We start from the raw sequence: 25,748 nt of genomic DNA, 5'->3' as shown, positions 1-25,748 counted from the left end.
CTAATAAATTTTGGATCAGGAAGTGATGGACATGACAGAAGGGCTGATATTCAGCAATTTAGAAAAACATACGAAGGATAATATCCTCTTTCCCAGTTTTGACCTTACCTTAGCTCAAGGGGAGATTGTTGCCATATATTCCACGTTAAATGTACGGAAAATGCTTCTTGATCTTCTAAGAGGAAAGACTGTACCTTCTAACGGCAAAATTTCTGTTCACGGAAAAACATTGGAAGAAGACAAGAAGGCATATATGTCTGCAATAGATATTTGTTTTTATGAAGAAGGGTTATATGAAAGGTTAACAGTAGAAGAATATTTTTCTTTCTTTATCAAGCTGTACGACTATGTTTCCCGTTGGGAGGAACTTCTTGTGGATACACAGCTTCAGGATAAAAAAAGGGTAAAGATTCGAAACCTGACAGACTCAGAAAAAAGAAGAGTGCATTTTGGCAGAATGATCATACAAAATCCTGACGTGTTTATTTTTGAAGAGCCAGATTTGAATGTAGATATGGAAACGAGAAGGGTTTTTGTAAACCTGGTAAAGAAGCTGCAGGAAAAACGAAAAGCCAGTTTAATTCTGACAGGTAATCTGGAAAGTGCGTTGACCGTAGCTGATCAGGTGTTTCGATTGGACGATAATGGTCTCCATGTTGTGCAAGTTGCGGAAGAAGAAAGCAAAAAAGAAGAAGTACATACAGAAGAAAAAGATGGTGAGGATATTAAGCCGTTTCACTTCAATAAGATTCCGACCAAAGTAAATGAAAAAATTGTATTATTCGATCCACAAGAGGTTGACTATGTAGAAAGCAATGATGGCCAATCCAATATTTATATTAAAGGAGAATCATTTCCTAGCTTGTTCACATTAAATGAGCTAGAGAGCCGTCTACAACATGTTGGCTTTTTTCGTTGCCATCGTTCTTACATTGTCAATCTACAAAAGGTACGTGAAGTGATCACATGGACGAGAAATAGCTACAGTCTCATTTTAGATGATAAAGCAAAATCGTCCATTCCACTATCTAAGAAAAAAATGGCCCAATTAAAGGAGATGTTGGGCCTGAAATAAGCTCCATTCACCCCCTTATTTGCTCTTTTCACGGTAAAAGTGCTGATTTCATGCGGTTTTCCTTCTATAGTTGAGATATAGAGGTTGTTCAAAAAATCCGGTAAAAATGACACATCGAATTTCATCGTTGGCTTGCTTATCCGTTCCTCACGTATTAATTACATACGTTCCGGTACTCAAAGCTACGCCGCCTTGAACTTCTCGGTCCTTTTTATCCTCCTTTTTGAACACACACTTATAGAAAACATCACCATCTGGGAGGAAAACAAATGGAAAACATTATCGAAGTGACATCTCTTGCAAAGATATTTGGCAATCAAACAGCTTTAGAGGATGTCCATTTTTCAGTCAAAAAAGGAGAAACATTTGGTTTTCTTGGACCAAGCGGTTCAGGAAAAACCACCACAATAAAAATTTTAACAGGGCAACTTTCGCACACCTCAGGGGAGGCATCTGTTTTTGGGAAGCCAGCAGCCACCTTAAATAAGCCCCAAGATCGTAAAAGGTTTGGTGTCATTACAGATAACAGTGGACTGTACCAACGACTCTCCATTGAAGATAATTTAAAGCTTTACTGTCAGCTATATGATGTTCCGTCCATTCGCATCTCAGAAGTGCTTGAGATGGTCAGTCTGTCAGAAGAAAGAAAAAAGAATGTTGCTAAACTATCAAAAGGAATGATTCAGCGTGTGACATTAGCTAGAGCTTTGCTTCATGAGCCTGAGCTGTTATTTCTTGATGAACCAACCTCTGCGCTGGATCCGGCTAACTCTAAGCATATTCATCAAGGACTTCGCGAATTAAATCGCAAAGGAACGACCATTTTTCTGACAACCCATGACATGAGTGAGGCAGAGAGCCTTTGTGATCGCGTTGCCTTTCTTAACAAAGGTAGGATACAGCTTCTAGATGAACCAAAAGCACTGCGCAGACAATTCGCGGAAAACACCGTTTTACTAGAATTGCAAGATGGCAGTAACATCACACTTCCAGGCGGACAAGAGGGAGCAAAAGAAATTTATGAAAGGATGGCTTCTGGGCAGGTCGTTTCCATTCATTCAAATGAGCCAACATTAGGAGATATTTTTGTGGAAGTTACAGGGAGGGAATTAGTATGACGTTTTCAATGAAGCGAATGTATGCCATTTTTCAAAAGGATGTAAGGGACTTATCCAAAAATATGTTTATTACAACTACGATGCTTATGCCGCTATTGCTGGCACTTTTCTACGGTAGAATGGACGAAGTAACGATTGATATGCACTATTTAATTATTAATTTGAGTTTTGCAGCAGTAGGGGTTTTTGTTCAGAGTGCCATCATTGCAGAGGAAAAGGAAAAAAACACGTTGCGTGGATTAATGCTCTCACCAGCTACATTACCAGAGATTCTGGGCGGGAAAAGTCTGGTTACATTTGTTATAACAGTGTTAACAGTTTTAGTTTGTGCCTATTTAACAGGGTATGAACCAGCCAATTACTTGATAGTCGGGGGTGCAATTCTAATCTCTTGCTTCTTCTATATAGCGTTAGGAACCTTAATGGGACTACTGACAAAATCTGTTGTAGAAGCATCTGTTGTGACATTACCTGTTATGTTTATATTTTCTTTCGGCTCTTTATTTCTTACGCTAATTGAGGAGTATCCAATTCTTACCTTTATTGAATATTTGCCAAACGTTCAACTGGTCGAACTAGCAACAGAAGTAGAAGCAGGCGCTATGTTTGCCGACTTATGGAGCAACTTTGCCATCATTCTAGCCTGGATTGTAGTAGCAAGTTTCTTAACAGTTGTCGTTTATAAGAAAAAGGAAATGGATGCTTAATGAATGTAATGCTTTAACATGCGAAGCACTGCGGGGTGTAACCTAGTCTTTACTCTCGTGCTTGATATCACGAATTCTTATAAAAACACCGAAAAATCATCAGATTTATTTCGAAATCGGGATGATTTTTCGGTGTTTTGGTGTACATGGTTCTATTTTAGTTCTTTATCTAAAAATGCGTAGAAGTCGACCCATTCTTCAATAATTTTGGATGTTGGTTTTCCAAGTCCATGTCCGGCTTTGGATTCTAAGCGTAGGACAATAGTAGAATCCTCATGCGCTTTTTCCTTTAATGTTGCAGCAAATTTTTTCGCATGCGCTGGAACAACCCTGTCATCACTTTCCGCTGTTGCGATTAACACTGGTGGATATGTTACTCCTGCTTCTACATTATGGAGTGGAGAATAAGCATAGAGAAATGGGAAGTGTTCAGCGTTGTCAGCACTACCATACTCTGGAATCCAGTATCGACCTATGGTGAACTTATGGTAACGTAGCATGTCAATTACGGGAACACGGCAAATGACTGCACCAAATAAATCTGGGCGTTGTACCATACACGCAGCAACAAGCAGGCCGCCATTTGATCCCCCCATAATCGATAGCTTTTCTTTACGGGTATAGTTATTGGTAATTAGCCATTCTCCTGCCGCAATGAAGTCATCGAAGACATTTTGTTTGTTCTCTAGCATTCCAGCTTTATGCCATGCTTCCCCGTACTCTGTCCCGCCGCGAAGGTTGGCAACAGCATAAACGCCACCTTTTTCTAGCCAGCGGAGAACAGCTGGGTTAAAGGACGGAGTCATGCTAACATTGAAGCCGCCATACCCATAAAGCAAAACGGGATTTTGACCATTGAGCTCAAGATCTTTACGATAGGTGAGAAATATAGGCACTTTCGTTCCGTCTTTAGATGGGTAAAAGACTTGAACTGTTTTAAATGGGTCTGTATCTACAGTCATTTCGGACTCTGCTATCACTTCTAATTCATTACTGCCCACATTGTATGAATAAACTGTCGTTGGGTTTAAGAAGGAAGTAAGACCAAAGTATATAATGCCTTCCTCTTTGTTTCGCGTAATATCAGTGAGTGAACCTAGTATCGGTAACTCAATTTCATGCTTGTACACACCATCTCTACTGAAAAGATGAAGTTGATGATGAGCATCCTTCTGGATTGCGACTACTAGGGTTTCGTTTAAAGCTACTACATATTCTAGAACGCCTTGCTGCTCGGGAATGACTTCTTTCCAGTTCTCTTTTTGAGGGGCATTTATATCAATGGCCACGACCCTTCCCATTGGTGCCTGGTGGTTCGTTTGAAAATAGAATAGGCTTCCTTCGTTTGTGATATAGCTATACTCTGCATCTTGTTGATCTAGCAATTTAATAAAAGCATCCTCAGAATTAATTGGTTTAATATAGATTCTATTCTCTGTGGCAGTACCTTCGTTTACGTATAAACCAATATATTTCTTATCATCGCTAATAAATGCAGAAAACATTAGTTCCTTATCTTCTGGCTGATCATGTACAAGGATGTCATCTTGTTGTTTAGTCCTTAGCTTATGGAAATATACAGTGTTAAAATTACTCTCATCCTCTGGGGAGACTGTGCCCGGCTCTGGGAACCGGCTGTAATAAAATCCACTATCATCAGGAGACCAGGCAATGCTCGAGAACTTCACATGCTGAATGTGATCCTCCAGATTTTCATTGTTTGCTACATCAATGGCATGTATTTCTTGCCAGTCACTTCCATGAGTTGATGTAGCATAGCTTATATATTGCCCTGAGTAACTGATGGCATAATTGGTCATCGCTACTGTTCCATCCTCGCTCAGGCTATTCGGATCAATAACGATGGATTCCTGTCCATTTTTCTCTTTATATAAAACAGCTTGATTTTGTAACCCTTCATTACGTTGATAAAAAAGGGTTCCTTTTACTTTTTTTGGCACAAAATGTTTTGTGTAGTGAAAGAGTGCTTCTAGTTTCTCCTTGTCAGTATGCTGACTAGTTGCCGTCGTGAAGTAATCTGTACACTCTCTCCCAAGTTGCTTACTCCATTCAATTGAGTCAGTTGAATCAGGATCCTCTAACCAACGGTATGGATCACTAACCTTTGTTCCATGAAAATCTTCCACGATATTATCTTTTTTTAGCTGCTTCATCTGTAGATCCCCCTCTTGTTCTTACTAGCTACATTCGACAAAAAAGCTGGGAATCCTTCCTACCGTAATTTATCTCCGTTCCCCTTTTAAAACATTACTTGTTATTTTCTACACGTGCCAGAGCATAGAAAAAAGGCCAGCAGAATTTCTGCCGACCTTTTACCTTTTCTATTATGGAGCATAGCGGGCTCGAACCGCTGACCTCTTCGCTGCCAGCGAAGCGCTCTCCCAGCTGAGCTAATGCCCCGGACAAGTAAATATTATACTTTGTTCTAAACTATTTTTCAAGTACAAAAATAAGTCATAGCACAGGGGATGTTTTTATTGGTAACTTAGAACTGTTTTTCGTTATTTATAGTTCAATAGTTCTGAATTTACATAAACTTAACTAAAATGCGATAGATTATTACAAAGTGTTATGCCATATTAGAAATGTGTCATCTTATGGCATAATACTAAGTTTACTGGAGGGTCTTCATGCAAAATCTGTTTAAGAAAAAGTCTTTCTCTGTTTTGCTCATCTTCGCGTTAATTTTTACAAATTTTGTACCAATTATTAACGTTGCGGCAGCAGAGACAACCACAGATGATTTACTTATTTCAGAGTACGTAGAAGGTAGTTCATATAACAAAGCCATCGAACTTTATAACGGTACGGGAGCTGATGTTAATCTAGCAAACTATCAACTCGCATTGTATAGCAATGGGGGGAATACTGCTGGTAATACTCTCAACTTAGATGCAACATTAGAGAGTGGTGAGGTATACGTGATAGCGCACGCTGAAGCTGTAAGTGAAATCCTGGCTGAAGCTGACCTTACAAATTCCTCTGTTGTCAATTTTAACGGTGACGATGCTGTCGCTCTTTTAAAGGATGAAGAAGTAATTGACGTAGTTGGAGAAATTGGAATTGATGCAGATTTCGGTAAAGACCAGACACTAGTACGTCATCAATCAATCGCATCACCATCTACCACCTATAATGTTGAGGATTGGGAAGTATATGAAAAAGATACCTTCTCTTCATTGGGTAGCCATACTAGAAACGGAGAAAACCCAAATCCACCAACAGATCCAGAAGACCCGCCAACAGACCCTGAGAATCCACAAACAGTTTCCGTTGCAGATGCTAGAGGATTAAGTGATGGAACGCGGGTGGAAGTAGAAGGAGTTATTACAGTAAATTCTAATTCCGTTAGTAATGGCAACCAGTTTAATACATACATTCAAGATGAAACAGGCGGAATCAACATATTTAAATACGAACAAGGCGATTTAGAAGAGTTGGAAAAAGGAACAAGAGTTAAAGTAATTGGGGAATTAGATACTTATAACGGTTTAAAGGAAGTTTTACCAGATACAATTGATATCATTGCAGAAGGACAAGCAATACCTAATGCACAGTCGCTTTCCATAAAAGAGCTTCAGGGTGATGATGCAGAGGCTTTTGAAGGGGAACTTGTTCAAGTGAATGGTTATATCTCATCCATACCAGGTTCTCCAGCGGGTGGCGGGTACAATATTTCGTTTATAGACGAGGACTTGAATTCGACTACATTGCGCGTAATGGAGAATGCTCTAGATGTCTCGCAAATAGAAGAAGGCAAATGGTATAACGTTACAGCGATTGTGAGTCAATACAATAGCTACCAGCTTATCCCAACAGAACAAGATGATTTCGTATTAGCGGAGAACCAGCCTGAGCCTCCTTCTGCAGCTGGAGAGTATGAGGCAACAGTAGATTATGTTACGGATGGAGATACAATTCGTATTAATGAGACGGTTCTTGGTGGGGACAGAGTGCGATTTTTAAACATGGATACACCAGAAACATATGCCGCTCATAATGATGATCCAACACGTAATGAAATTAATGAAAACCAAAAGAAACACGGGGATGCAGCAACAGCATACATGAAGACATTAATTGAGCCTGGCGATACGGTTACAATTAAAGTTGGTGAAGAAGCAACAGATGATTACGGACGTTTGCTTGCAGAGGTTATCACAGAAGATGGTACGAATGTTAATCTTAAAATGGTGGAAGAAGGCTACGCTTCTACTTACTTTATCCCACCATTTAATGAAGAAGCGTACCCAATATACCAGAATGCGGTAAAAGAAGCGAAGGATGCAGGATTAGGCATTTGGAATCCAGAGGATCCATTACTTGAGCTTCCGTTTGCCTTCCGTGCTAATGACGACGAAAAAGGTTTTCTAAGATATGTAGGGAACTCCAATACAGATAAGTACGTCGTGCCAGAAAAGTGGGCTGATGTCCCTGTTGAATACCGAGTATTCTTCTCAAGTGAATCAGAAGCAGAGGGCTATGGCTATACGCCTGCTGGAGAAGAAGAACCGAATGAAGATAATCTACACGTGCAATTGTTAAGCATGAATGACCTTCACGGAAAAATAGACCAGCAGTACGAGCTAGACCCAGATGGGGATGGCATATTTAATATGTATGGAAGAATGGATTACACTGCAGCAGCTATGAAAGAACGTGCGCAAGAAAATCCAAATACGCTGTTAGTACATGCAGGAGATATGATTGGTGGAAGTTCACCTGTTTCTGGTTTGCTACAGGATGAACCGACCGTGGAAATTATGGAAGAAATGGGATTTGATGTAGGAACTGTAGGAAATCATGAATTTGATGAAGGTACAGACGAGCTACTACGTATGGTAAATGGCGGAGAGCATCCGGAAGGTCTTGGAACAGAAGGATACGATGGCATGAACTTCCCGAACCTTTGTGCAAATTGTGTGTATAAGGACGGTGGAGAGACAGTACTGGATCCTTACTATATTGAAGAAGTAGACGGTGAGAAGATCGGTTTTATCGGTGTGAACACCCAAGCATCGGCAGATATGGTAATGCCGGCTGGAATTCAGGATATTGAATTTACCGATGAAGCTACTGCAGTAGATAACGCGGTAGCAGATCTCCAGGCAGAAGGGGTAGAAGCAATTGTTGTATTAGCACATATTCCTGCAGATCAGGATGGTGATGGTGCCTCAGGTGAAGCAGCAGATCTGGCAAGAGAAGTAGATGACGCAGTTGATGTTATCTTTGCTGCACATAATCATCAAGTAGTAGATGGGGTAGTGGATGATAAACTAATTGTTCAAGCTTCCGAGTATGGAAAGGCATTTGCAGATGTTGATTTGGAGATTGATCGCTCGACAGGTGACATTGTTGAGAAAGAAGCAGAAGTTGTCTTTGTAAACCAGAATAACTATACTCCAGACCCAGCTGTAACGGCTATCTTAGACAAATATAGTGAACAAATTGCACCGATCATGGGAGAAGTGATAGGTTATAATGCAACAGACCTTACAGGTGATTATACAAATGATGGGGACCATGGGTTAGGGAATTTAATCGCGGATGGGATGAATGCTGCAATGGAGAGTGACTTTGCCATGATGAATGGTGGAGGAATTCGTGATGATCTACTAGCAGGTGAAGTGACTTGGGGAGACCTATACAACATTCAGCCTTTTGGTAACACACTTATGACGTTGGAAATAAAGGGCGCTGATTTGGCTCCAATCATTCAAGCACAACTTTCGCCAGAATACGGTCCAGATTATAGTATTAGTGGTTTCCATTACACATGGGATCAAGAAACAAATACAGTGGTTGATGTAACATACCCGGACGGTTCAGAAATTGACCCGGAGGAAACATTTACGCTTACAGTAAATAATTATATGGGTACATCATTGAGTGATAAGCACCGTCCGATTAGTGAGCTAGGACAAAATCCGGTTATGGGGCCAACAGACCTAGATGCAACGGTTGATTTTGTTCGTAGTTTAGAAAGCACGAAAGAAAATCCATTTGAATATAAGGCAGAGGGCAGAATTTCTTTAGCCACAGATAATCCAGGTGAAGAAGATCCAAATGAGGATCCTCAAACACCAGGGGATGATGCGAATGATGACTCAAATGACAATCAAGAAAACGGTGATGGTACAAATACCCCAGGAAATGATTCAGGCAAGACGCCTCCTGGAAACGATAGTAGCAAGGGTGGAAGTCTTCTTCCTCAAACAGCAACAGATATTTACAACCTACTGATTGCCGGACTAGTTCTACTAGTAATGGGTACGGGTGCTGGTTTATTCGTGTATATTCGAAAAAGAAATGTGTTGAAAGAAAGCTAAAGATTACGATGAAAACAACCAATAGAGACTCTTGATTTTCAGAGTCTCTATTTTTGGTATTTTTTGACGTTTGACGTATAACCTCTGGAGGAGTAAGATAGTTTTTGTCTTAAACAATAATTATCAGTTTATTCTAAAATAGAGGAGAATTTCATCATGAAAAAACTTAGTAAGGAACAAATCGTCCAAAGTGTTCCTCAACGGGGATTTTTTGGACAACCTAAAGGGCTATTCACCCTTTTCTTCACAGAATTTTGGGAACGTTTCTCTTATTATGGGATGCGGGCACTACTATTATTTTATATGTATACCGAAATTGCTGATGGAGGGCTGGGCATAGATGATGGCACAGCAAAATCTATTATGGCCATCTACGGTTCTCTCGTATACATGTCAGGGATTATTGGTGGATGGATTGCGGATAGGTTGCTTGGTACGCAACGTACTGTGTTTTATGGTGGTGTACTTATTATGGCAGGGCATATTGTACTTGCGCTTCCAGCTGGTACGACAGCCTTATTCATCTCTATGTTCCTTATCGTTATTGGTACAGGTTTACTAAAACCAAATGTTTCGAATATTGTGGGAGATATGTACAGCCCACAAGATGTACGCCGTGATTCTGGATTTAGTATCTTCTACATGGGTATTAACATGGGTGGACTGCTTGCACCGCTTATTGTCGGAACAATCGGTCAAGAATACAACTATCATCTAGGGTTCGGTTTAGCGGCAGTCGGAATGCTAGTAGGTTTGATTGTTTACATGGCTACCCGTAAAAAATATCTTGGACTTGCAGGAACCTATGTACCAAATCCATTAGAAGCCAATGAAAAGAAAAAGGTATTTACCCGAATTGGTATAAGCGCCGTGGTTATTGTGATTTTAGCGGCCATTACTATTCCAGCAGGTATCTTAACGATTAACCGTTTCACTTATCTTGTTAGTATTTTAGGTATTCTAATACCAACAGCCTACTTTATTGTGATGTACCGTAGTCCAAAAACAAATGCGGATGAAAAATCAAGAATCCTTGCCTACATCCCATTGTTTATTGCAGCGATCATGTTTTGGGCTATTCAAGAACAAGGTTCCATTATCCTTGCAGAGTATGCAGATAAACGTACAGAACTAAGTTTGTTTGGGTTTGAGTTGCATTCATCATGGTTCCAGTCATTGAATCCGCTATTCATCGTTATGCTTGCTCCGATTTTTGCAAATATATGGGTTAAAATGGGTGAGCGGCAGCCAACAACTACCAAGAAATTTTCTTATGGTTTAGTGTTTGCAGGTCTTTCCTTCCTTGTGATGATTGTCCCTGCAGCTATGAACGGAACAGAAACATTAGTAAATCCTATTTGGTTAGTACTCAGCTTCTTACTCGTTGTAATAGGGGAGCTATGTCTTTCACCTGTTGGCCTGTCAGCTACAACGAAGCTAGCGCCTGAAGCATTCTCAGCACAAACAATGAGCCTTTGGTTCCTTTCCAACGCCTCAGCGCAAGCTATTAATGCACAGATTGTGAAATTGTATAAACCAGAAACAGAAATAGTCTATTTTGGCGTCATCGGTGGTGTGGCTATTCTTCTAGGACTGCTACTATTTATGGCATCTCCAAGAATTCAGCGCTATATGAAAGGTGTTCGTTAATAAATTAGAAAACCATGATCCAGCAGGTATTCACCTGCTGGATTTTTTCCTGTTTACAACGGGGAGGGGAAACGATATAGTTTTGTTAGACTATAGAAATAAATAAAGGGAGGTCGTCTCATTATCCTTTCAATAACAAAAAGGGGTGAGTCTTACGATGAAAAAAGAACATGTTAAGATCGCGAACCGCGAAGCATGGATTGGGGTAGGATTAGTAATATTTAATTTCGTCTGGTGGTTTGCATTTGCTTATGGATTTGGAAGTAAGGACCCACAAGATTATACATACGTGTTAGGTTTGCCGGCATGGTTTTTTTATAGCTGTGTCTTAGGATTTATCGTCATGGCAATATTGGTGACGATTGTTGTGAAAAAGTTTTTTGTTGCGATTCCATTTGATGAGGAGATGGAAGAAAAATGAATTGGGAATCTCTAATACCTTTAATCCTCTTTTTGGTAATCATTTTTTGTGTAGGAATATGGTCTGGCGGATACTTGAAAAAATCTACTAGTTTTGCACAGGATTATTTTCTCGGAGGCAGGAGTCTCGGAGGATTTGTACTCGCTATGACAATGACAGCTACTTACGGAAGTGCAAGTAGTTTTATTGGAGGGCCTGGGACTGCTTACAACCAAGGTTTGGGGTGGGTTTTGCTAGCCATGTCGCAAGTGGCAACAGGTTATTTTGTACTAATGGTGCTCGGGAAGAAGTTTGCTATTGTTACACGTCGCTATAATGCTTTAACAATGGTAGATTTCCTAAAGGAGAGATACCGGTCAAAATGGGTTGTCATCCTATCTGCAGTCAGTATTATCGTTTTTCTATTCTCGGCAATGGCAGCACAGTGGATCGGTGGCGCTAGATTAATAGAATCACTTATTGGAATTGAATATACCACCGCATTGTTCATATTTGCTGTTTCTGTACTAATTTACGTTACAGTAGGGGGCTTTCGAGCTGTCGCCTTAACCGACGCAATTCAAGGTAGTGTCATGTTTGTCGGTACGTTAATATTGCTTGTCGCCGTAATTATTGCTGGGGGAGGTATTCCGGCAATTATTGCAGATTTAACAGCAGAGAACCCTAATCTGATCACTCCATTTGGGTCGGAAGGCACGCTTACACCGACTTATGTATCGTCCTTTTGGATACTGGTTGGGGTTGGAGTGGTTGCCTTGCCGCAAATTGCAATTAGAGCAATGTCCTATAAAAGCTCTCAATCTATGCACAGAGCTATCATTATAGGGACTATTGTGGTAGGTGTGATCATGTTGAACATGCATTTAATTGGTGTGTTCGCCCGTCCTATTTTACCAGGGATTGAAGTGGGTGACCGTGTGATGCCACTTATTGCGCTTGAAGTTATGCCAAATTGGCTAGCGGGGATCGTATTAGCTGCACCAATGGCAGCTATTATGTCGACAGTAGATTCCTTGCTATTGCTTGTTAGTTCAACAATAGTAAAAGATGTATATTTAAACTATGTGGAACCAAAAGCCTCTGATACGCGTGTTAAACGCTTAAGTATAGCAGTTACGGCGCTTCTTGGTGCTATCGTATTCATCATGGCACTCAACCCACCTGATTTAATTATCTGGTTAAATTTATTTGCCTTTGGTGGATTAGAAGCAGCCTTTATATGGCCAATTGTTCTCGGATTATACTGGGAGAAGGGGAATAAGTATGGTGCATTAAGTTCAATGATAGCTGGTGTAGGATTATACATTTTATCCGATTCCTTCTTCCCGCAGCCTTTTGGATTACATTCAGTGGTAATGCCAATCGTTGTATCCTTCTTTGTCTATATTGCTACAAGCCTTGCAACACAAAAGAAAGTCGTTTGATAAGAGGTCCTGTCATACCAAGTGGCAGGGCTTTTTTATAGTATAGGAAACTATAAATTTCATTTAGGTGTGGTTAACTTAGTATACTTGAACAGCCACGTCCGGCTCCAGCGCCCAGCAACTAGAAAGCTTCACACTTCTCCACTACGATAAAGCAGACTTGTCGACTGGGGTAAACCAGAGGCCTAGTCTCCCTTATACCCTTGTGGTGAAAGTCAACATCGATTCGTACCTCACCGTGTTTCCTTTATCTCATTGCGAAGTGCTCCAGCTTATACGTTGCTGAACGGGCGCTTCCGCCTTTGTTCTTTCTAAACACGAAGTAAATGGTTATAATGAAAATAATTCGATTGTTTGGAAAATAAGGAGTGTGCAAAGTTGGAAAAATTGTTAAGAAGGTTAACAGAATTAAGTGGACCATGTGGCCACGAACAAAATGTAGCTTATTATATAAAGGACTATGTAAAAGGTAAAGCTGATCATGTTGAAATAGACGGGTTAGGGAATGTTATCGTTCGAAAAAATGGAACAAAGACTGGACCTAAGGTGCTACTTACTGCACATATGGATGAGGTAGGATTTATTGTTAAGAAGATTGAAGAGAATGGGTTTCTGCGCTTCGAAAAACTGGGTGGTCATGATGATCGTATCCTACTTGCGCAAGAAGTAAAAGTGTTAGGAAGAGACATTGAAATTGATGGGGTTATTGGAACTTTATCTGCTCATTTTGTGAAGTTTGAAGACCCGACAAAAGTAAGACGTCATGCGCAATTATACATAGACATTGGAGCTCGTTCCAAGCAAGAAGCTATTGAGATGGGCATTGAGGTAGGTACACCTGTTACATATGCTCCTAACTTGAAAATGGTGGGACCAGAATCTCATAAACTGGTTCGTGGTAAATCATTGGATGATAGATCAGGTTGTGCAGTGCTGTTATCTATACTTAATGATCTACAGGACGAAGAATTTGCTGGGGAAGTGACATTTCTTTTTACTGTTCAAGAAGAGGTAGGATTGCGTGGAGCCCAGGCGGCAATCAATAAGCTGGAGGTGGATGCTGCCATTGCGATTGATACCACTGCTGTCAGTGATACACCTGAAGATATAATGGATCAAAGCTTAGAGTTAGGAGCAGGCACTGGGATCAAGGTAATGGATTTTAGTCTCATTGTGCAACGTACGATGAAGGAAAAATTGCTTGAACTTGCAAAGAAACATGCTATCGCTTATCAATTAGAGGTTTTTCCTGGTATCGGAACAGATGGGGGCGCCATTGCGTTGGCGGATAAAGGAATTCCAACAGGGGTGCTTTCCATTCCGTCTAGGTATACACACTCGCCTGTGGAAGTTGTTAGCATGCAAGATCTTGAAGCTACAAAGGATCTAGCTAAAGCATTTCTTATGCAACTTGATGAAAACACAACCTTTGAATTCTAGATTGCTACCTTTTTTTAAAAAAATAGCCGTTTGATCATGTGAATTTAATATAAACAAATTCGAGATCAGCCGGCTATTTTGTTTTTCATGGGAATTAATAGTGCAATTTATCGGTTTTAGACAAGAAGACTCCATCCTCAAGCTTAGCTAGGGTGGAGATGAATTGTCTGGTTTTCATGTATTAAATACAAATAACGAACATTTGTGCGTGTTTTTCTGCTATGATAGATGCAATATTCACATAAGAAAGTTGTGATAAATATGTCTATTCACAAAGCCTATAAGTTTCGAATCTATCCAAATGCACCACAAGAAGTCTTCATTGCGAAGACGATTGGTTGCTCCCGTTTTGTGTTCAATCATTTTCTGAATCAATGGAATGAAGCTTACACGAAGACGGGAAAAGGCTTGACATACAAGGCTTGTTCCGCCCAGCTGACACAAATCAAAAAGCAATTGGTGTGGCTAAAAGAAGTGGATAGCATAGCCATGCAGTCAGCGCTTAAACACTTGGCTGATTCTTATAACCGCTTTTTTAAAAAACAAAATAAAGCGCCACGGTTTAAGTCAAAGAAAAACCCTGTTCAGTCTTATACGACGAAGTATACCAATCATAATATTGCGGTTGTGGGGAACAAACTAAAATTGCCCAAATTAGGTCTTGTCAGATTCGCCAAGAGCCGGGAAATTGACGGACGTATCCTAAGCGCTACGATAAGGCGCAATCCAAGTGGCAAATATTTTGTTTCGGTTTTAGTTGAAACAGAAGTAAAACCGTTAGCCAAAACAGGTACTGCTGTTGGAATCGACGTTGGACTCAAAGATTTTGCCGTTCTTTCGGATGGAACAGTATATAAAAATCCGAAACATTTTCGTACATTAGCGTCCCGATTGGCAAAAGAACAGCGTATTCTATCCCGGCGTAAAGAACTGGCGATAAAGCAAAAACGACCCTTACAGGACGCCAAGAACTATCAAAAGCAAAAGCGTAAAGTAGCGCGTCTCCATGAGCGTATCAGCAATGCACGGCAGGATTACCTGCATAAAATTTCTACTGCTATTGTCAAAAACCACGACATGATCGGTATCGAAGACTTGCATGTGTCCAACATGCTGAAAAATCATAAATTGGCAAAAGCCATCAGCGAAGTGAGCTGGTCCCAATTTCGACAGATGCTGGAATACAAAGCGGCTTGGTATGGGAAGCGCGTGATAACCGTTGCCAGAAATTTTCCGTCTAGTCAGCTTTGCTCCACACCAGATTGTGGCTATCAAAATAAAGCCGTTAAAAATCTCGGGTTGCGCCAATGGGTTTGTCCCCATTGCAACGCACATCATGACCGGGACAAGAACGCAAGCTTGAATCTTAAAAACGAGGCGTTACGACTTCTAACTGCGGGAGCGCAGGGATAGCCTAATAACATAACTTTCGGTTGCGAAGGTGTTCTTAGGAATCCCCCACTTCAAACGTTCGTTAAGTGGGGGTCATTCAAAGTCTGTTAGCTCTGTATATCTTTCATTTTACCTTGATCGGTAAACTCAATAAAGAAGTCCAATGCGGCTTGATTGCTTAAGGAACCTTTGTTTACTACTTGGTCCACAGGCTTGCCCATTAGAATCTTCTTAACCGGTATTTCTAGCTTTTTACCATTTAATGTTTTAGGTAAGTCTGGAACTTGATGGATGGCTGTAGGCGTATGTCTTGGTGAGCAATGTGTACGAATTTGTTTCTTAATCTTCTGCTGAATTGCTTCAGTCAACTCAACCCCATCTCTCATTACTACAAATAGTGGGGTGGAGGAATCTCCGTTAGTTAATGGAATATCCACGATTAAGCTATCAGCAACCTCCTCAATTTGATCGACTGCACGGTATATTTCACTTGTCCCGATTCGAATGCCGCCACGGTTAATGGTAGCATCAGATCTCCCGTAAATAACACAGGTATGTCGATCTGTAATCTTCAAATAGTCTCCGTGGCACCAAATGCCTGGAAAGACGTCAAAATAACTGTCTTTTAGACGGCTGTTCTTTTCATCATTCCAGAAGAAAACAGGCATTGATGGAAATGGGGCAGTTAAAACCAATTCACCTACCTCATCAATGAGGGCTTCTCCTTGTTCATCAAAACTCTCTATTCGAGCACCAAGACCCCGGCACTGCAACTCTCCTGCGTATACAGGAAGGATAGGCACACCTAATATAAAAGCAGTACATACATCGGTGCCACCACTTACGGAGGAAATCCAAAGGTCTTTTTTCACATTTTCATAGCACCATTGAAAACCCTCGGGAGGTAACGGGGACCCTGTTGAGCTAATATTTTTTAAATGCCTAAGGTCGTAATCCTTACCAGGTTGCATGCCTTCTTTCATGCATGTGGTAATAAAGCTTGCGCTAGTTCCAAACACGGTAGTCTTTGTATCCTCAGCAAATTTCCATAAACTTTTTTTATCCGGGAATGTTGGACTTCCGTCATAAAGAACGATGGTAGAGCCGACAAGTAATCCGCCAATGAGAAAATTCCACATCATCCAGCCTGTGGTGGTATACCAAAAGAATCGATCGTCTTCTGATAAATCCATATGAAAGGTCATAGCTTTCAAGTGCTCTAGCAAAATGCCTCCCTGGCTTTGTACAATTGGCTTTGGTTTTCCTGTTGTGCCAGAGGAAAACAAGATCCATAATGGATCATTAAACTCTACTTGTTCAAAGGTAAAAGGAAGGGATTCATCAAGCGTAATGGCTTTTTTCCACGGTATGCTGTTTTTTAGCTTGGACATGTCAGCTGTCTTGTTAAGATAGGGAATCGTTATGGTTGTTTCAAGGGTTGGCAGTGCTCGCTGTAAATTCTCCACCACTTCTAAACGATTGAATTCTTTTCCGTTATACCTATAGCCATCTACGGTAATCATAACCTTAGGTTCAATCTGCTGAAATCGGTCCATTACACTTTCTGTCCCAAAGTCGGGGGAAGCACTTGACCAAATAGCACCAAGGCTTGAGGTGGCCAAAAATGCTACGACAGATTCATAGATATTGGGTACATAGGCGACGACGCGGTCTCCCTTTTTAATTCCAGAGCTTCTCAATGTTTGCTGAAAAGCTCTTGTATCACGTTCAAGCTCACCCCAAGTGATGGACGCAGTGGAGCGGTTTTCTGAGGAGTGCAGAATGGCAACTGCATCATTTTTTCGCTCGTTAAAAATATGTTGCGCATAATTAATAGATGATCCTGTAAACCATTTAGCCCCTGGCATTTTATGAGAACTTAATACGGATTGATATGGTGTGGAGGATTTTATCTGAAAATATGTCCAAAGACTCTCCCAGAAATCTTCTGTTTCGTCTACCGACCATTTCCAGAGAGCATGGTAGTCATGAAAGTCCAGTTTTTTATGTTTGCGAAGCCAGTTCATATAAGTCGTGACAGCTGCCTTTTCTATCTGATTATCCTGTGGCTCCCATAATAGGGTTCCTTCCTCAATTGCGCTCATTGTACCCCTCCCAATATGTCTCTATTGACTTTATTATATGAAAACGTTTTCTAAGTGTAAAGAAACAAAAGCTCACAAAGTAACTCGTGAGCTTCGTGTTTAAGACCGATAATGGTTTTGTGCTTATTCTGCTAATTTATCAGCGAAAGCTTTTACATATGGAGGTAAGTCAGGCGGACGGCGGCTAGAAATGATGTGTCCATCAGTGACTACCGCTTCGTCACTCCATGTGGCCCCAGCATTCGTCATATCATCTTTAATCCCAGGTGTACTGGTCACGTTCTTTCCTGATAGGATATTGGCGGAAATAAGAACCCAGCCAGCATGACAAATTTGTCCAATTGGCTTTTTCGCTTTATCCATTGCAGTTACCATTTCTAGTACCTCAGGATAGCGGCGTAATTTATCCGGTGCCCATCCTCCAGGAACAAGAATAGCGTCGTAATCATCTGCATTTATATCCTCAAAAGAATAGGCAGACTCAGCAGGTACACCATATTTCCCGATATAGGTTTTGCCAGATTCCTTGCCTACTAAATCAACTTGGGCGCCTTCTTCCTGTAGACGCAGAATGGGATACCAAAGCTCCAAGTCTTCAAAATCTTGTTCAACGAGTGCAATAACTTTTTTGTTTTGTAGTCGCATTTGTTTCCCTCCATTCTACTTAAGTGTAACAAAGATCAGTCTGCTTATCGATTTATTCCTTTTTATTTAGATGCTCATTCATGGAGCTTTCTACTTTTTTATAATACGAGTAGTAACCAAACCACACAAAAGAATAGATGATGACAAAGATAATAAAGCTCAGCAAAGCTGCCAGCCAATTTAATGGTACCCAGCCTACAGTGAAGGCAATAATAAAGTAGACGGTTAGAGATAAGCAAAAATGAATGGTTGTTTGTTTTAAATAACTTCCTTCACCATCACTAAAAATATAGGATGATAAACCATAATATATTCCGAGTAACATACTAGCCCCCATGTGCATCCAAATCTCGGAAACAGTAGACTCCATGTTGTTCAACTTCATGATCGTCAAGGCAATAAAGGTAAAGATTCCACCGAATGCAATGCCAATCATTGAACGCTTTGTGATTTCAAGAATCATCCCTATTGCCCTCCTTTCATTAACTGGTCCTTTATTGGTTTCACATATTTTCTCGTAATATATTCTTTATTGTCTGATTGAAAGTAGACACATAGATTTCCATTAAAAGATAATTCAAACCGTTCAATCCTACCCAGATTGCCTATAACGGATTTAGAAAAGCGCATAAACTGATAAGGAATTAGTATTTCTTCGATTTCGTATAATTTCATACGAATCTCTAATTCTCGATCTTTAATTACAGCAAAAACCTTTCTTTTCTGTGCATAGATATAGTCAATATCAGGTGGGTTTAGAAGAACGGTTTGCTCCTCGTCCATACCAAATAACCGGCGCTGCTTTCGTTTTTTTATAACGGCAGCTATTTCCTCAAGCTCCTCAGACCATTCCTTTGCTTGAATGGTGACAGAAGTTTCTTCATAATTTTCATCTATATCTATATTCAATCTCATAGTTATCCCCCGATTTCGATTTCTTTACCCCCTTGCCATCTTTAAAAAAGCAGGGTAGCGTAAAATGGCGATCGTAAAGGCGATGAATCCGTAAATGAATAAAATAGAAGCAGGTAACAATATGTCGCTGATTTGCATGGAGCCCTCCATCCCTTGCTGTAATGCTTGGTGGGCCCAATACTGTGGCAAGAATTTACTGAGGGTCTGTATGAAAGATGGCATCATGTCGATTGGCATCCATAGGCCGCTGAGTACGGCACCTCCGAGAGCTATAACTTGCGTCATGGCGATCCCCATATTGTTTGTTTTCACTAGTAGCGAAAGCGCTAATCCAATTCCCGTAACAGTAAAGGTGAGGAGAAGAGAAACAAGTAACAAGAACAGCGGTTGCTCCAGTGGAATATCATAGACAAGCTTGCCGAACAATAGCAAGACAATAATCTGGACAAACACGATATACATGTAGGGAATCCATTTTCCAAGTAAATATTTATAGGCGGGAAGGGGGGTGCTTGCAATACGTGCTGTCATTCCAAGCTCTCGGTCCTTAATAAAGTTAGCTATCATCGTAATAATAATAAAAAAGACAAACATCACCGTATAACCAGGAACGATCGATAAGATAACTTGTTCTCTCGCAACGCCTTCTGTTCCGGAAGTGAAAACGGAAATAAATAACACCGTAAACAATATGGGTAACAGAAGCATCCAAAATAGCAGACCTCTGTCCTGTAGGTTCTTTAACAATTCAAACGATATAATCGAACGCATATAATTCCTCCTATCATTTTAGCATATTTAATCACGCAGTTGACTTCCTGTTAGGGAAAAGAATACATCCTCAAGTCTTGCTTGGCTTAGTTCTAGCTGTTCTGGTTGCACAGCATGTTTTTTACAGTGGTTAATAACGTGCTCCATTGCCAGTAAGGGACTGTCTGTTAGTAAGAGATGCCCTTCTTTTTTAGGAGAAATAGTGAAATCTCCGTTTTCTTGAGGAAGACAATTTTCCCCTTTTAGATAGATAGAAGGGATGGCGTATCTCTGTAGCAGTTCATCCACACGGCCATTCTCCGCTATATTCCCTTTATCAATAAAGATTGCTTCATCGCAAATTTGCTCTATTTCTTCCATGTAATGGCTAGCATAAATAATCGTACAACCATGCTTCTTCAATTTTTCAAGCATATTAAAAATATAACGTCTTGATTGAGGGTCAATCCCTACTGTCGGCTCATCCATAATAATAAGGTCTGGAGTATGCAGCAATGCACAGCCAATGTTCAAACGGCGTTTCATTCCACCTGAATAGGTGCTTACTTTATGTTTTGCTTTATCAGTTAGACCAATATCCTTTAAAACCTCATTAATTCGCAACTTAAGGGTTTGCCCTTTTATTCCATAGATTTTTCCGAAAAAAGATAAATTGTCCCAGGCTGTAACGGTTTCTTCCAAGCAAATTTTCTGTGGTATATAACCGATTATTTCTTTGGTGTTAGCTCTAGAAGCTTCCGTGAATGTTAGGCTTCCATCGAAGTCCTGAATAATAGAGGAAATGATCTTTAATAATGTGGTTTTTCCGGCACCATTTGGACCGACCAAACCATAGCATTTTCCTCTAGAAAAGTTTAAAGAGATATCATTTAAAGCCACATTTTTACCATAATGCTTTTTTACATGATTTAGATTTAACACTATTCTCACCATCCTTTGTAAACAGTATGACAAAAAGTAACCATAGTTGGATGTTTATTTGCGTAACGTGACGTTAATAGTGCATAAGTTGAAGAAATGGTTGAGCAGCATGTTAGAAAACTGCATTTGATCATCTTTTAGCGAATATTTATGTTTTTATACTTATGTACTTCAGAATTTTAGCTTTGTCGTTATGGCTACTTGGTTAAAATTTTATGTGTTCTTAAGGAGTAAAATAAAAAAGCCACACCCGATCGTTGTCAGGTGTGGCGATTAAAAGCTTACTTTTTATTGTATTCTGCGTACTTAACGTAATTCTGTTCATCCTCAATCAGCCCACATGCCCCGCATTGAATCTTATATTGCGGTCCTTTGTAGTCGATATGGAAGATGTCCGTCTGATCAGCTGCATACTCCTGCATTACGTCACCAGTAGTGGGATCAAGCTTTACTGGCTTTGCATGCTGTTCAATAATATTAAACCTTGTTCGATTGGTTTTACAGTTTGGACATTGATATGGTTGACTCACTAATCCCACCTCCGTTTCTCTTTTATCATTTAATTATTCGGGATAAAATATTCCAACTGTAATAGGGAATACTACAAAAAAGTGCAAAAATGCTGTGTTTTAAATAATTGAAATAAGGGTATAAAGTTTGCTAGTGTAATATACGAGAAAAGGTCAGCGTTGGGAAGGTGCAAAATTTTAGCCAGGAAGAAAAGGCGACGTAGCTAAAATTTGGAAGTACCGAGTATAAAAAATACATACATATAAGAGGTGAAGGGATGAAGAGTGTTTCAAATGTATTCTGGTATGCACTAGCTATTTGTATCGCGGTAGTAATTTGGGGATCTGTTTCCCCGGGAAAATTAGAGTCACTTACTAGTTCAGTGACGACGTTCATATCTGTGAATTTTGGTTGGTATTATTTATTAATTGTTATGCTCATGCTGATATTCTGTGTTTATCTAATATTTTCGAAATACGGTAAGGTGAAACTAGGGAAGGAAAAAGATAAGCCAGAATTCAGTTTGCCATCTTGGTTTGCAATGTTATTTAGTGCTGGTATGGGTATGGGTCTTGTATTCTGGACAACTGCAGAACCAATTTCGCATGCGTTTCTTACCACACCAGGCGCAGAACCTGGTACCGAGCAGGCAATTAAGGATGGCTTAAAATACTCCTTCTTCCACTGGGGTGTTCATGCCTGGGCGGTATATGGAATCGTGGCACTTGTACTAGCCTACTTTAAATTTCATCGAGATTCTCCGGGGCTTATCAGTGCTACGCTTGTTCCGCTTTTTGGAGAAAAAGCAATGGAAGGAATAGCTGGAAAGCTTATTGATACACTTGCTGTAGTGGCAACAGTAATTGGGGTAGCGGCTACACTTGGTTTTGGATCAGGTCAAATTACTGGCGGACTTTCTTTCCTATTTGGAACACCGAATACATTTAGTGTGCAAATTATTGTATTGATCGTTGCTACCATCCTCTTCATTGTGTCTGCATGGTCGGGAATCGGTAGAGGAATAAAATATTTAAGTAATATTAACATGGGGCTTGCTTTTGTTCTATTACTTATCTTATTTATTGTTGGACCAACACTTTACATACTAAACATGTTTACAAACACATTAGGCAATTATATTTCTGATTTTTTCGATATGAGTTTACGACTTGCTCCATTAGATAATGACAATAGGGGCTGGATTAATGCCTGGACCATTTTCTATTGGGCATGGTGGGTGTCATGGGCACCATTCGTAGGTATTTTTATTGCGAGAATATCAAAAGGTAGAACCGTAAAAGAATTTATGCTTGGCGTCTTGCTAGTTCCAGCACTTGTTTGTTTTATTTTCTTTGCAGTGTTTGGAGTTTCGGCATTAAATCTAGAACAAAACGGAATCGCAGAAATTTCTGCGTTGTCCCTCGAAACCTCAACTTTTGGGGTGTTGGCGGAGTATCCACTTGGTACATTAATGTCGATTATAACGCTTTTTGTTGTCGCGATATTCTTTATCACCTCTGCTGATTCTGCAACATTTGTTTTAGGGATGTTAAGCACAAACGGACTGTTAAATCCTGCTAATTCGGTTAAAATAATGTGGGGACTGATGCAATCAGCTGTTGCCGGGATTATTGTATATTTCGGAGGTACACAAGGGTTGCAAAATATGCTTATCATCGCTGCACTCCCATTTTCCATTGTTATCCTACTTATGGGTGCATCCTTTTTCAAAGCAGCGCATTCAGAATATAAGCCGAGGAAATAAAATAATGTTTTTTAAAACCCTCTTATGGAAATGGATAACCATCCGTTTTAGGCATAAGAGGGTTTTTGAATTACATTGAGTTGTCTTCTTCCTTATCTTTAAAAGTTAAAATTCACTTTACAAACAATGGTAACTTTTCTAGGAAGATAATATCATCTCGATCTGCAGCGTCTCCTTCTGCCAAAATGGCAGCTCGTGCTTTCACTTTGGCACCTGCTTTACGCACAAGCTCTTCTAAAGCTTTCATCGATTCACCTGTACTAATAACATCATCAATCAGGGCGACACGTTTTCCGTCAAGCTTCTCTGCATCCTTCCGATCTAAACAGAGAGTTTGTTCTTTCTGTGTCGTAATGGAAACCACTTTATGTACAAAAGGGTCTTGCATATAAGGCTTCGTGCTTTTTCTTGCAACAACATAGCTGTCCATGCCCAGATCCTTAGACAACTCATGTACAAAAGGGATCCCCTTCGCTTCTGCAGTGACCAGGACATCTACCTCAGGTAGCCTTTTAGCTAATAGGGGGGAAGCAGCAGATGTTAATGCTGTATCACCAAGGATAACAAAGCTGGCAATACTGAGATTGTCAGTAATCTTAATTATCGGAAGGGTCCTTGTTAAACCAGCTACATTCAGGTTATATGTTTTCATAATGTACCACCTTTTCTATTGGTTAAGGAATATAAAGCAATGGGTGAAAATAGTGCCCTTAAAAAATTCCCAATAATAATTGCATGATGACACCAGCAAGCATACCTAGGAATGGGTCGGAAATTGCGGTAACAACCATTGTGACACCGGCAATCCATGTGGCTCCTCCGCTTTCAGCAGTGAGGGCAGCAGCGGCATTATCTGGCAATGTAACAATTGCACCCAGCACAAATAGAAATCCAACAATAGATGCACTTGGTACATACTTTCCTATTTTCGGGAGTAACTTGACGAATAGGATTATCGCCATAAGTAACATCATAATTACACCAGCCCATACCGCGTGAGGTGCGCTAGCAGTTGCAGAAATGACAACTTCCACGGGGCCGCCACCAAATAGGGCTGACCCCATGTCTGCCAGACTGCTAATAATTGTAATGGTATCCACATTAACCTCCGTGGATGCAATGTCCCCGTTTATTTTCCCAAATGCTATATTAGCTCCGATATTAAGACAAACCATTGCTAAAGCTCCGCGAATAACCATAGGATTAAGAATGAGTTTCTGGAGGACAAGCTTTTCCTTTGGTGCATTATCTTTTATCTCTTTTTCTCCCTTTTTCACGAAAAAATAGATAATACTTGAAAGAATAACTGAGATTGTGATGGTATAGACTAAGTCATTGGTAGCTACATAAACAATTAGTGCACTGGCAAAAGAAGAAATACCGACAAGACGGTCGTTTTTTGCCATATCCCAAGCTACTTTTGCAAGCATGATTCCAACACCAGCCATCATCCCGTTTGTAATAACAGGGCCAATCCAATCGATAATTCTTTCTAGCAGGCCAAATAAACCAATAATCAGTATAATCAATGCCCCGAAGAATATCATGGAGATGCGTTCTCTTAGGTTTTTTCCCAAAGTCCCGGCGAGGGTGATGGTTTCTGCCTGATACGAGATAACCGCAACATTACTTGTCACAGCATTTCCAAATGCACCAATGACAAATGCAATAGCCGTTGGTACAGAGGCGAAGCCAAACGTGAGTGCTAGCAATCCTTGTGGCAGGGCATTTAATACCCCACTAATTGCTGCTAAAAGATCCTTCAGTATTTCCATGTTGATTTCTCCTTTTCCCCCCAGAAAATGGAATGGTGAACAAAAAAAGAAAAAACCGGTCACGAATGAACGGTTTTTTCCCACATGAAAGCTGCACCGTCCATAGAGAAGTGGTTTACGGTCACTTCGTAGAGACTCCCGAACCATATTATCGGGAATATATGGGGTTTGTTTTTATTTTTTATTTACGAACATTAAAATGATTATAGTACAAAAGATTCAGTTTTGAAACACATTTCGACAAAATAATGCAAATTAATTCACAGTTTATAACAGAAATACAATATTAAAAGGCTCCCAGTTGTGGAAGCCTTTTTCAGTCCAAAAATATTCTTTTGATTTTTGAAAGGAACGTGGTTTCTTGTTCCTCTTTTTCCTGTGATGGTTCTTCTGGTTCGTCTTCAATAAAAATTTCTTCCTTATCAATAGCGTAATCATACGTTAGCACGGCACCAATTTCCGTGTCGCTTTCTTCGTTTGTGATGGTAGTATAGGTAATATTATATTTTTTAGCTAAATCTTTTTCTTCCTTTAAAAATCGGTAAGATACCTGCCCATTAATGAGCAATGTGGAGTTAGGATTTTCCTTCATTGCTTCCTCTAGTTTTTCTACACCCTTATCTGTCATCACTTGACCTATTGTCAAGGCAATTACAATTCGCTCTCTTAAGGTACCAAGAAACTGTTTTCGTTCAGCATCCTTAGGAAGTCGAGTACCATACATGCCTTCTGTCAGATAGTCGTCTACATTTTTGTTTGCCACC

21 protein-coding genes, 1 tRNA gene and 1 riboswitch are annotated in these 25,748 nt (G+C 40.2%); of the genes, 10 read left to right on the top strand and 12 right to left on the bottom strand.

Annotated features, from left to right (window positions below; all coding sequences use genetic code 11):
* The first annotated feature begins 31 nt into the window (after positions 1-31).
* The 3 genes from AC6CHS_RS17935 (at position 32) to AC6CHS_RS17925 (ending at position 2,900) form a co-directional block, all read left to right on the top strand.
* Positions 32-1,075, top strand: coding sequence for a LytTR family transcriptional regulator DNA-binding domain-containing protein (locus AC6CHS_RS17935; protein ID WP_498238092.1), 1,044 nt, complete (start codon positions 32-34; stop codon positions 1,073-1,075).
* Between the two features lie 269 nt (positions 1,076-1,344).
* Positions 1,345-2,193 (top strand): ABC transporter ATP-binding protein, encoded by an 849-nt coding sequence (locus AC6CHS_RS17930; RefSeq protein WP_498238091.1) that lies wholly within the window; start codon positions 1,345-1,347, stop codon positions 2,191-2,193.
* Positions 2,190-2,900 carry an ABC transporter permease gene (locus AC6CHS_RS17925; RefSeq protein WP_498238090.1) on the top strand — a complete coding sequence of 237 codons (711 nt, stop codon included), beginning with the start codon at positions 2,190-2,192 and terminating at the stop codon, positions 2,898-2,900. The genes AC6CHS_RS17930 and AC6CHS_RS17925 overlap by 4 nt, the downstream gene beginning before the upstream one ends.
* A gap of 152 nt (positions 2,901-3,052) precedes the next feature.
* Here the strand turns inward: AC6CHS_RS17925 and AC6CHS_RS17920 are convergent, their stop codons facing one another.
* Together AC6CHS_RS17920 and AC6CHS_RS17915 are read right to left on the bottom strand one after the other, a co-directional pair.
* On the bottom strand, positions 3,053-5,074 hold the full coding sequence (locus AC6CHS_RS17920) for a prolyl oligopeptidase family serine peptidase (RefSeq protein ID WP_498238089.1): 2,022 nt from the start codon (positions 5,072-5,074) through the stop codon (positions 3,053-3,055).
* 174 nt (positions 5,075-5,248) lie between these two features.
* Positions 5,249-5,321: transfer RNA gene (locus AC6CHS_RS17915), tRNA-Ala, on the bottom strand.
* Positions 5,322-5,551: 230 nt separating this feature from the next.
* Here AC6CHS_RS17915 and AC6CHS_RS17910 point away from each other — a divergent pair.
* From AC6CHS_RS17910 to tnpB, 6 genes are all read left to right on the top strand, one after another.
* Positions 5,552-9,250 (top strand): 5'-nucleotidase C-terminal domain-containing protein, encoded by a 3,699-nt coding sequence (locus AC6CHS_RS17910; RefSeq protein WP_498238088.1) that lies wholly within the window; start codon positions 5,552-5,554, stop codon positions 9,248-9,250.
* Positions 9,251-9,406: 156 nt separating this feature from the next.
* A complete protein-coding gene (locus tag AC6CHS_RS17905) occupies positions 9,407-10,900 on the top strand; it encodes a peptide MFS transporter (RefSeq protein WP_498238087.1) in 1,494 nt (497 codons plus the stop codon).
* A gap of 157 nt (positions 10,901-11,057) precedes the next feature.
* A complete protein-coding gene (locus tag AC6CHS_RS17900) occupies positions 11,058-11,321 on the top strand; it encodes a YhdT family protein (protein WP_058949267.1) in 264 nt (87 codons plus the stop codon).
* Positions 11,318-12,745, top strand: coding sequence for a sodium/pantothenate symporter (gene panF, locus AC6CHS_RS17895; RefSeq protein ID WP_036577027.1), 1,428 nt, complete (start codon positions 11,318-11,320; stop codon positions 12,743-12,745). Before AC6CHS_RS17900 ends, panF begins: the two co-directional genes overlap by 4 nt.
* A 378-nt stretch (positions 12,746-13,123) precedes the next feature.
* Positions 13,124-14,185, top strand: a complete 1,062-nt coding sequence (locus AC6CHS_RS17890; protein WP_498238086.1) for a M42 family metallopeptidase — start codon at positions 13,124-13,126, stop codon at positions 14,183-14,185.
* Between the two features lie 261 nt (positions 14,186-14,446).
* Positions 14,447-15,598 carry an IS200/IS605 family element RNA-guided endonuclease TnpB gene (gene tnpB / locus AC6CHS_RS17885; protein ID WP_498238243.1) on the top strand — a complete coding sequence of 384 codons (1,152 nt, stop codon included), beginning with the start codon at positions 14,447-14,449 and terminating at the stop codon, positions 15,596-15,598.
* An 86-nt stretch (positions 15,599-15,684) separates the two neighbouring features.
* Here the strand turns inward: tnpB and AC6CHS_RS17880 are convergent, their stop codons facing one another.
* The 7 genes from AC6CHS_RS17880 to AC6CHS_RS17850 all read right to left on the bottom strand — a co-directional run bounded on the left by AC6CHS_RS17880 (position 15,685) and on the right by AC6CHS_RS17850 (position 21,464).
* Positions 15,685-17,682 (bottom strand): acetoacetate--CoA ligase, encoded by a 1,998-nt coding sequence (locus tag AC6CHS_RS17880; RefSeq protein WP_498238085.1) that lies wholly within the window; start codon positions 17,680-17,682, stop codon positions 15,685-15,687.
* 123 nt (positions 17,683-17,805) lie between these two features.
* Positions 17,806-18,327, bottom strand: a complete 522-nt coding sequence (locus AC6CHS_RS17875; RefSeq protein ID WP_161464152.1) for a type 1 glutamine amidotransferase domain-containing protein — start codon at positions 18,325-18,327, stop codon at positions 17,806-17,808.
* A gap of 52 nt (positions 18,328-18,379) precedes the next feature.
* Positions 18,380-18,790, bottom strand: a complete 411-nt coding sequence (locus AC6CHS_RS17870) for a DUF3021 domain-containing protein (protein WP_498238084.1) — start codon at positions 18,788-18,790, stop codon at positions 18,380-18,382.
* A 2-nt stretch (positions 18,791-18,792) separates the two neighbouring features.
* Positions 18,793-19,242, bottom strand: a complete 450-nt coding sequence (locus AC6CHS_RS17865; RefSeq protein WP_498238083.1) for a LytTR family DNA-binding domain-containing protein — start codon at positions 19,240-19,242, stop codon at positions 18,793-18,795.
* Positions 19,243-19,266: 24 nt separating this feature from the next.
* Complete coding sequence (locus AC6CHS_RS17860) at positions 19,267-20,013, bottom strand: ABC transporter permease (protein WP_498238082.1); 747 nt, start codon at positions 20,011-20,013, stop codon at positions 19,267-19,269.
* 27 nt (positions 20,014-20,040) lie between these two features.
* Entirely contained in the window at positions 20,041-20,934 is an 894-nt protein-coding gene (locus AC6CHS_RS17855) for an ABC transporter ATP-binding protein (RefSeq protein WP_498238081.1), read from the bottom strand.
* Between the two features lie 281 nt (positions 20,935-21,215).
* Positions 21,216-21,464 carry a hypothetical protein gene (locus AC6CHS_RS17850; protein ID WP_036577034.1) on the bottom strand — a complete coding sequence of 83 codons (249 nt, stop codon included), beginning with the start codon at positions 21,462-21,464 and terminating at the stop codon, positions 21,216-21,218.
* A 257-nt stretch (positions 21,465-21,721) separates the two neighbouring features.
* Here AC6CHS_RS17850 and AC6CHS_RS17845 point away from each other — a divergent pair, with 257 nt between their 5' ends.
* A complete protein-coding gene (locus AC6CHS_RS17845; RefSeq protein WP_498238080.1) occupies positions 21,722-23,209 on the top strand; it encodes a BCCT family transporter in 1,488 nt (495 codons plus the stop codon).
* A 112-nt stretch (positions 23,210-23,321) separates the two neighbouring features.
* Here AC6CHS_RS17845 and AC6CHS_RS17840 read toward each other — a convergent pair whose 3' ends face one another.
* From AC6CHS_RS17840 to AC6CHS_RS17830, 3 genes are all read right to left on the bottom strand, one after another.
* Entirely contained in the window at positions 23,322-23,861 is a 540-nt protein-coding gene (locus tag AC6CHS_RS17840) for a phosphoribosyltransferase family protein (RefSeq protein ID WP_498238079.1), read from the bottom strand.
* A gap of 58 nt (positions 23,862-23,919) precedes the next feature.
* Entirely contained in the window at positions 23,920-24,984 is a 1,065-nt protein-coding gene (locus tag AC6CHS_RS17835; protein ID WP_498238078.1) for an NCS2 family permease, read from the bottom strand.
* A gap of 83 nt (positions 24,985-25,067) precedes the next feature.
* Positions 25,068-25,169, bottom strand: a riboswitch (purine riboswitch).
* Positions 25,170-25,300: 131 nt separating this feature from the next.
* Entirely contained in the window at positions 25,301-25,747 is a 447-nt protein-coding gene (locus AC6CHS_RS17830; protein WP_498238077.1) for a YueI family protein, read from the bottom strand.
* Position 25,748 lies beyond the last annotated feature (1 nt).

This window comes from Oceanobacillus sp. GQ8 (assembly GCF_059758495.1).
The sequence above is the reverse complement of the archived record's forward strand: the minus strand, read 5'-3'. Positions and strand labels throughout refer to the sequence as shown.

What these genes read in the sequence shown, in the direction of transcription:
- AC6CHS_RS17935 (WP_498238092.1), top strand. Translation starts at nt 32, where the DNA reads ATGACAGAAGGGCTGATATTCAGCAATTTAGAAAAACATACGAAGGAT.
- AC6CHS_RS17930 (WP_498238091.1), top strand. Translation starts at nt 1,345, where the DNA reads ATGGAAAACATTATCGAAGTGACATCTCTTGCAAAGATATTTGGCAAT.
- AC6CHS_RS17925 (WP_498238090.1), top strand. Translation starts at nt 2,190, where the DNA reads ATGACGTTTTCAATGAAGCGAATGTATGCCATTTTTCAAAAGGATGTA.
- AC6CHS_RS17920 (WP_498238089.1), bottom strand. Translation starts at nt 5,074, where the DNA reads ATGAAGCAGCTAAAAAAAGATAATATCGTGGAAGATTTTCATGGAACA.
- AC6CHS_RS17910 (WP_498238088.1), top strand. Translation starts at nt 5,552, where the DNA reads ATGCAAAATCTGTTTAAGAAAAAGTCTTTCTCTGTTTTGCTCATCTTC.
- AC6CHS_RS17905 (WP_498238087.1), top strand. Translation starts at nt 9,407, where the DNA reads ATGAAAAAACTTAGTAAGGAACAAATCGTCCAAAGTGTTCCTCAACGG.
- AC6CHS_RS17900 (WP_058949267.1), top strand. Translation starts at nt 11,058, where the DNA reads ATGAAAAAAGAACATGTTAAGATCGCGAACCGCGAAGCATGGATTGGG.
- panF (WP_036577027.1), top strand. Translation starts at nt 11,318, where the DNA reads ATGAATTGGGAATCTCTAATACCTTTAATCCTCTTTTTGGTAATCATT.
- tnpB (WP_498238243.1), top strand. Translation starts at nt 14,447, where the DNA reads ATGTCTATTCACAAAGCCTATAAGTTTCGAATCTATCCAAATGCACCA.
- AC6CHS_RS17880 (WP_498238085.1), bottom strand. Translation starts at nt 17,682, where the DNA reads ATGAGCGCAATTGAGGAAGGAACCCTATTATGGGAGCCACAGGATAAT.
- AC6CHS_RS17875 (WP_161464152.1), bottom strand. Translation starts at nt 18,327, where the DNA reads ATGCGACTACAAAACAAAAAAGTTATTGCACTCGTTGAACAAGATTTT.
- AC6CHS_RS17870 (WP_498238084.1), bottom strand. Translation starts at nt 18,790, where the DNA reads ATGATTCTTGAAATCACAAAGCGTTCAATGATTGGCATTGCATTCGGT.
- AC6CHS_RS17865 (WP_498238083.1), bottom strand. Translation starts at nt 19,242, where the DNA reads ATGAGATTGAATATAGATATAGATGAAAATTATGAAGAAACTTCTGTC.
- AC6CHS_RS17860 (WP_498238082.1), bottom strand. Translation starts at nt 20,013, where the DNA reads ATGCGTTCGATTATATCGTTTGAATTGTTAAAGAACCTACAGGACAGA.
- AC6CHS_RS17845 (WP_498238080.1), top strand. Translation starts at nt 21,722, where the DNA reads ATGAAGAGTGTTTCAAATGTATTCTGGTATGCACTAGCTATTTGTATC.
- AC6CHS_RS17840 (WP_498238079.1), bottom strand. Translation starts at nt 23,861, where the DNA reads ATGAAAACATATAACCTGAATGTAGCTGGTTTAACAAGGACCCTTCCG.
- AC6CHS_RS17835 (WP_498238078.1), bottom strand. Translation starts at nt 24,984, where the DNA reads ATGGAAATACTGAAGGATCTTTTAGCAGCAATTAGTGGGGTATTAAAT.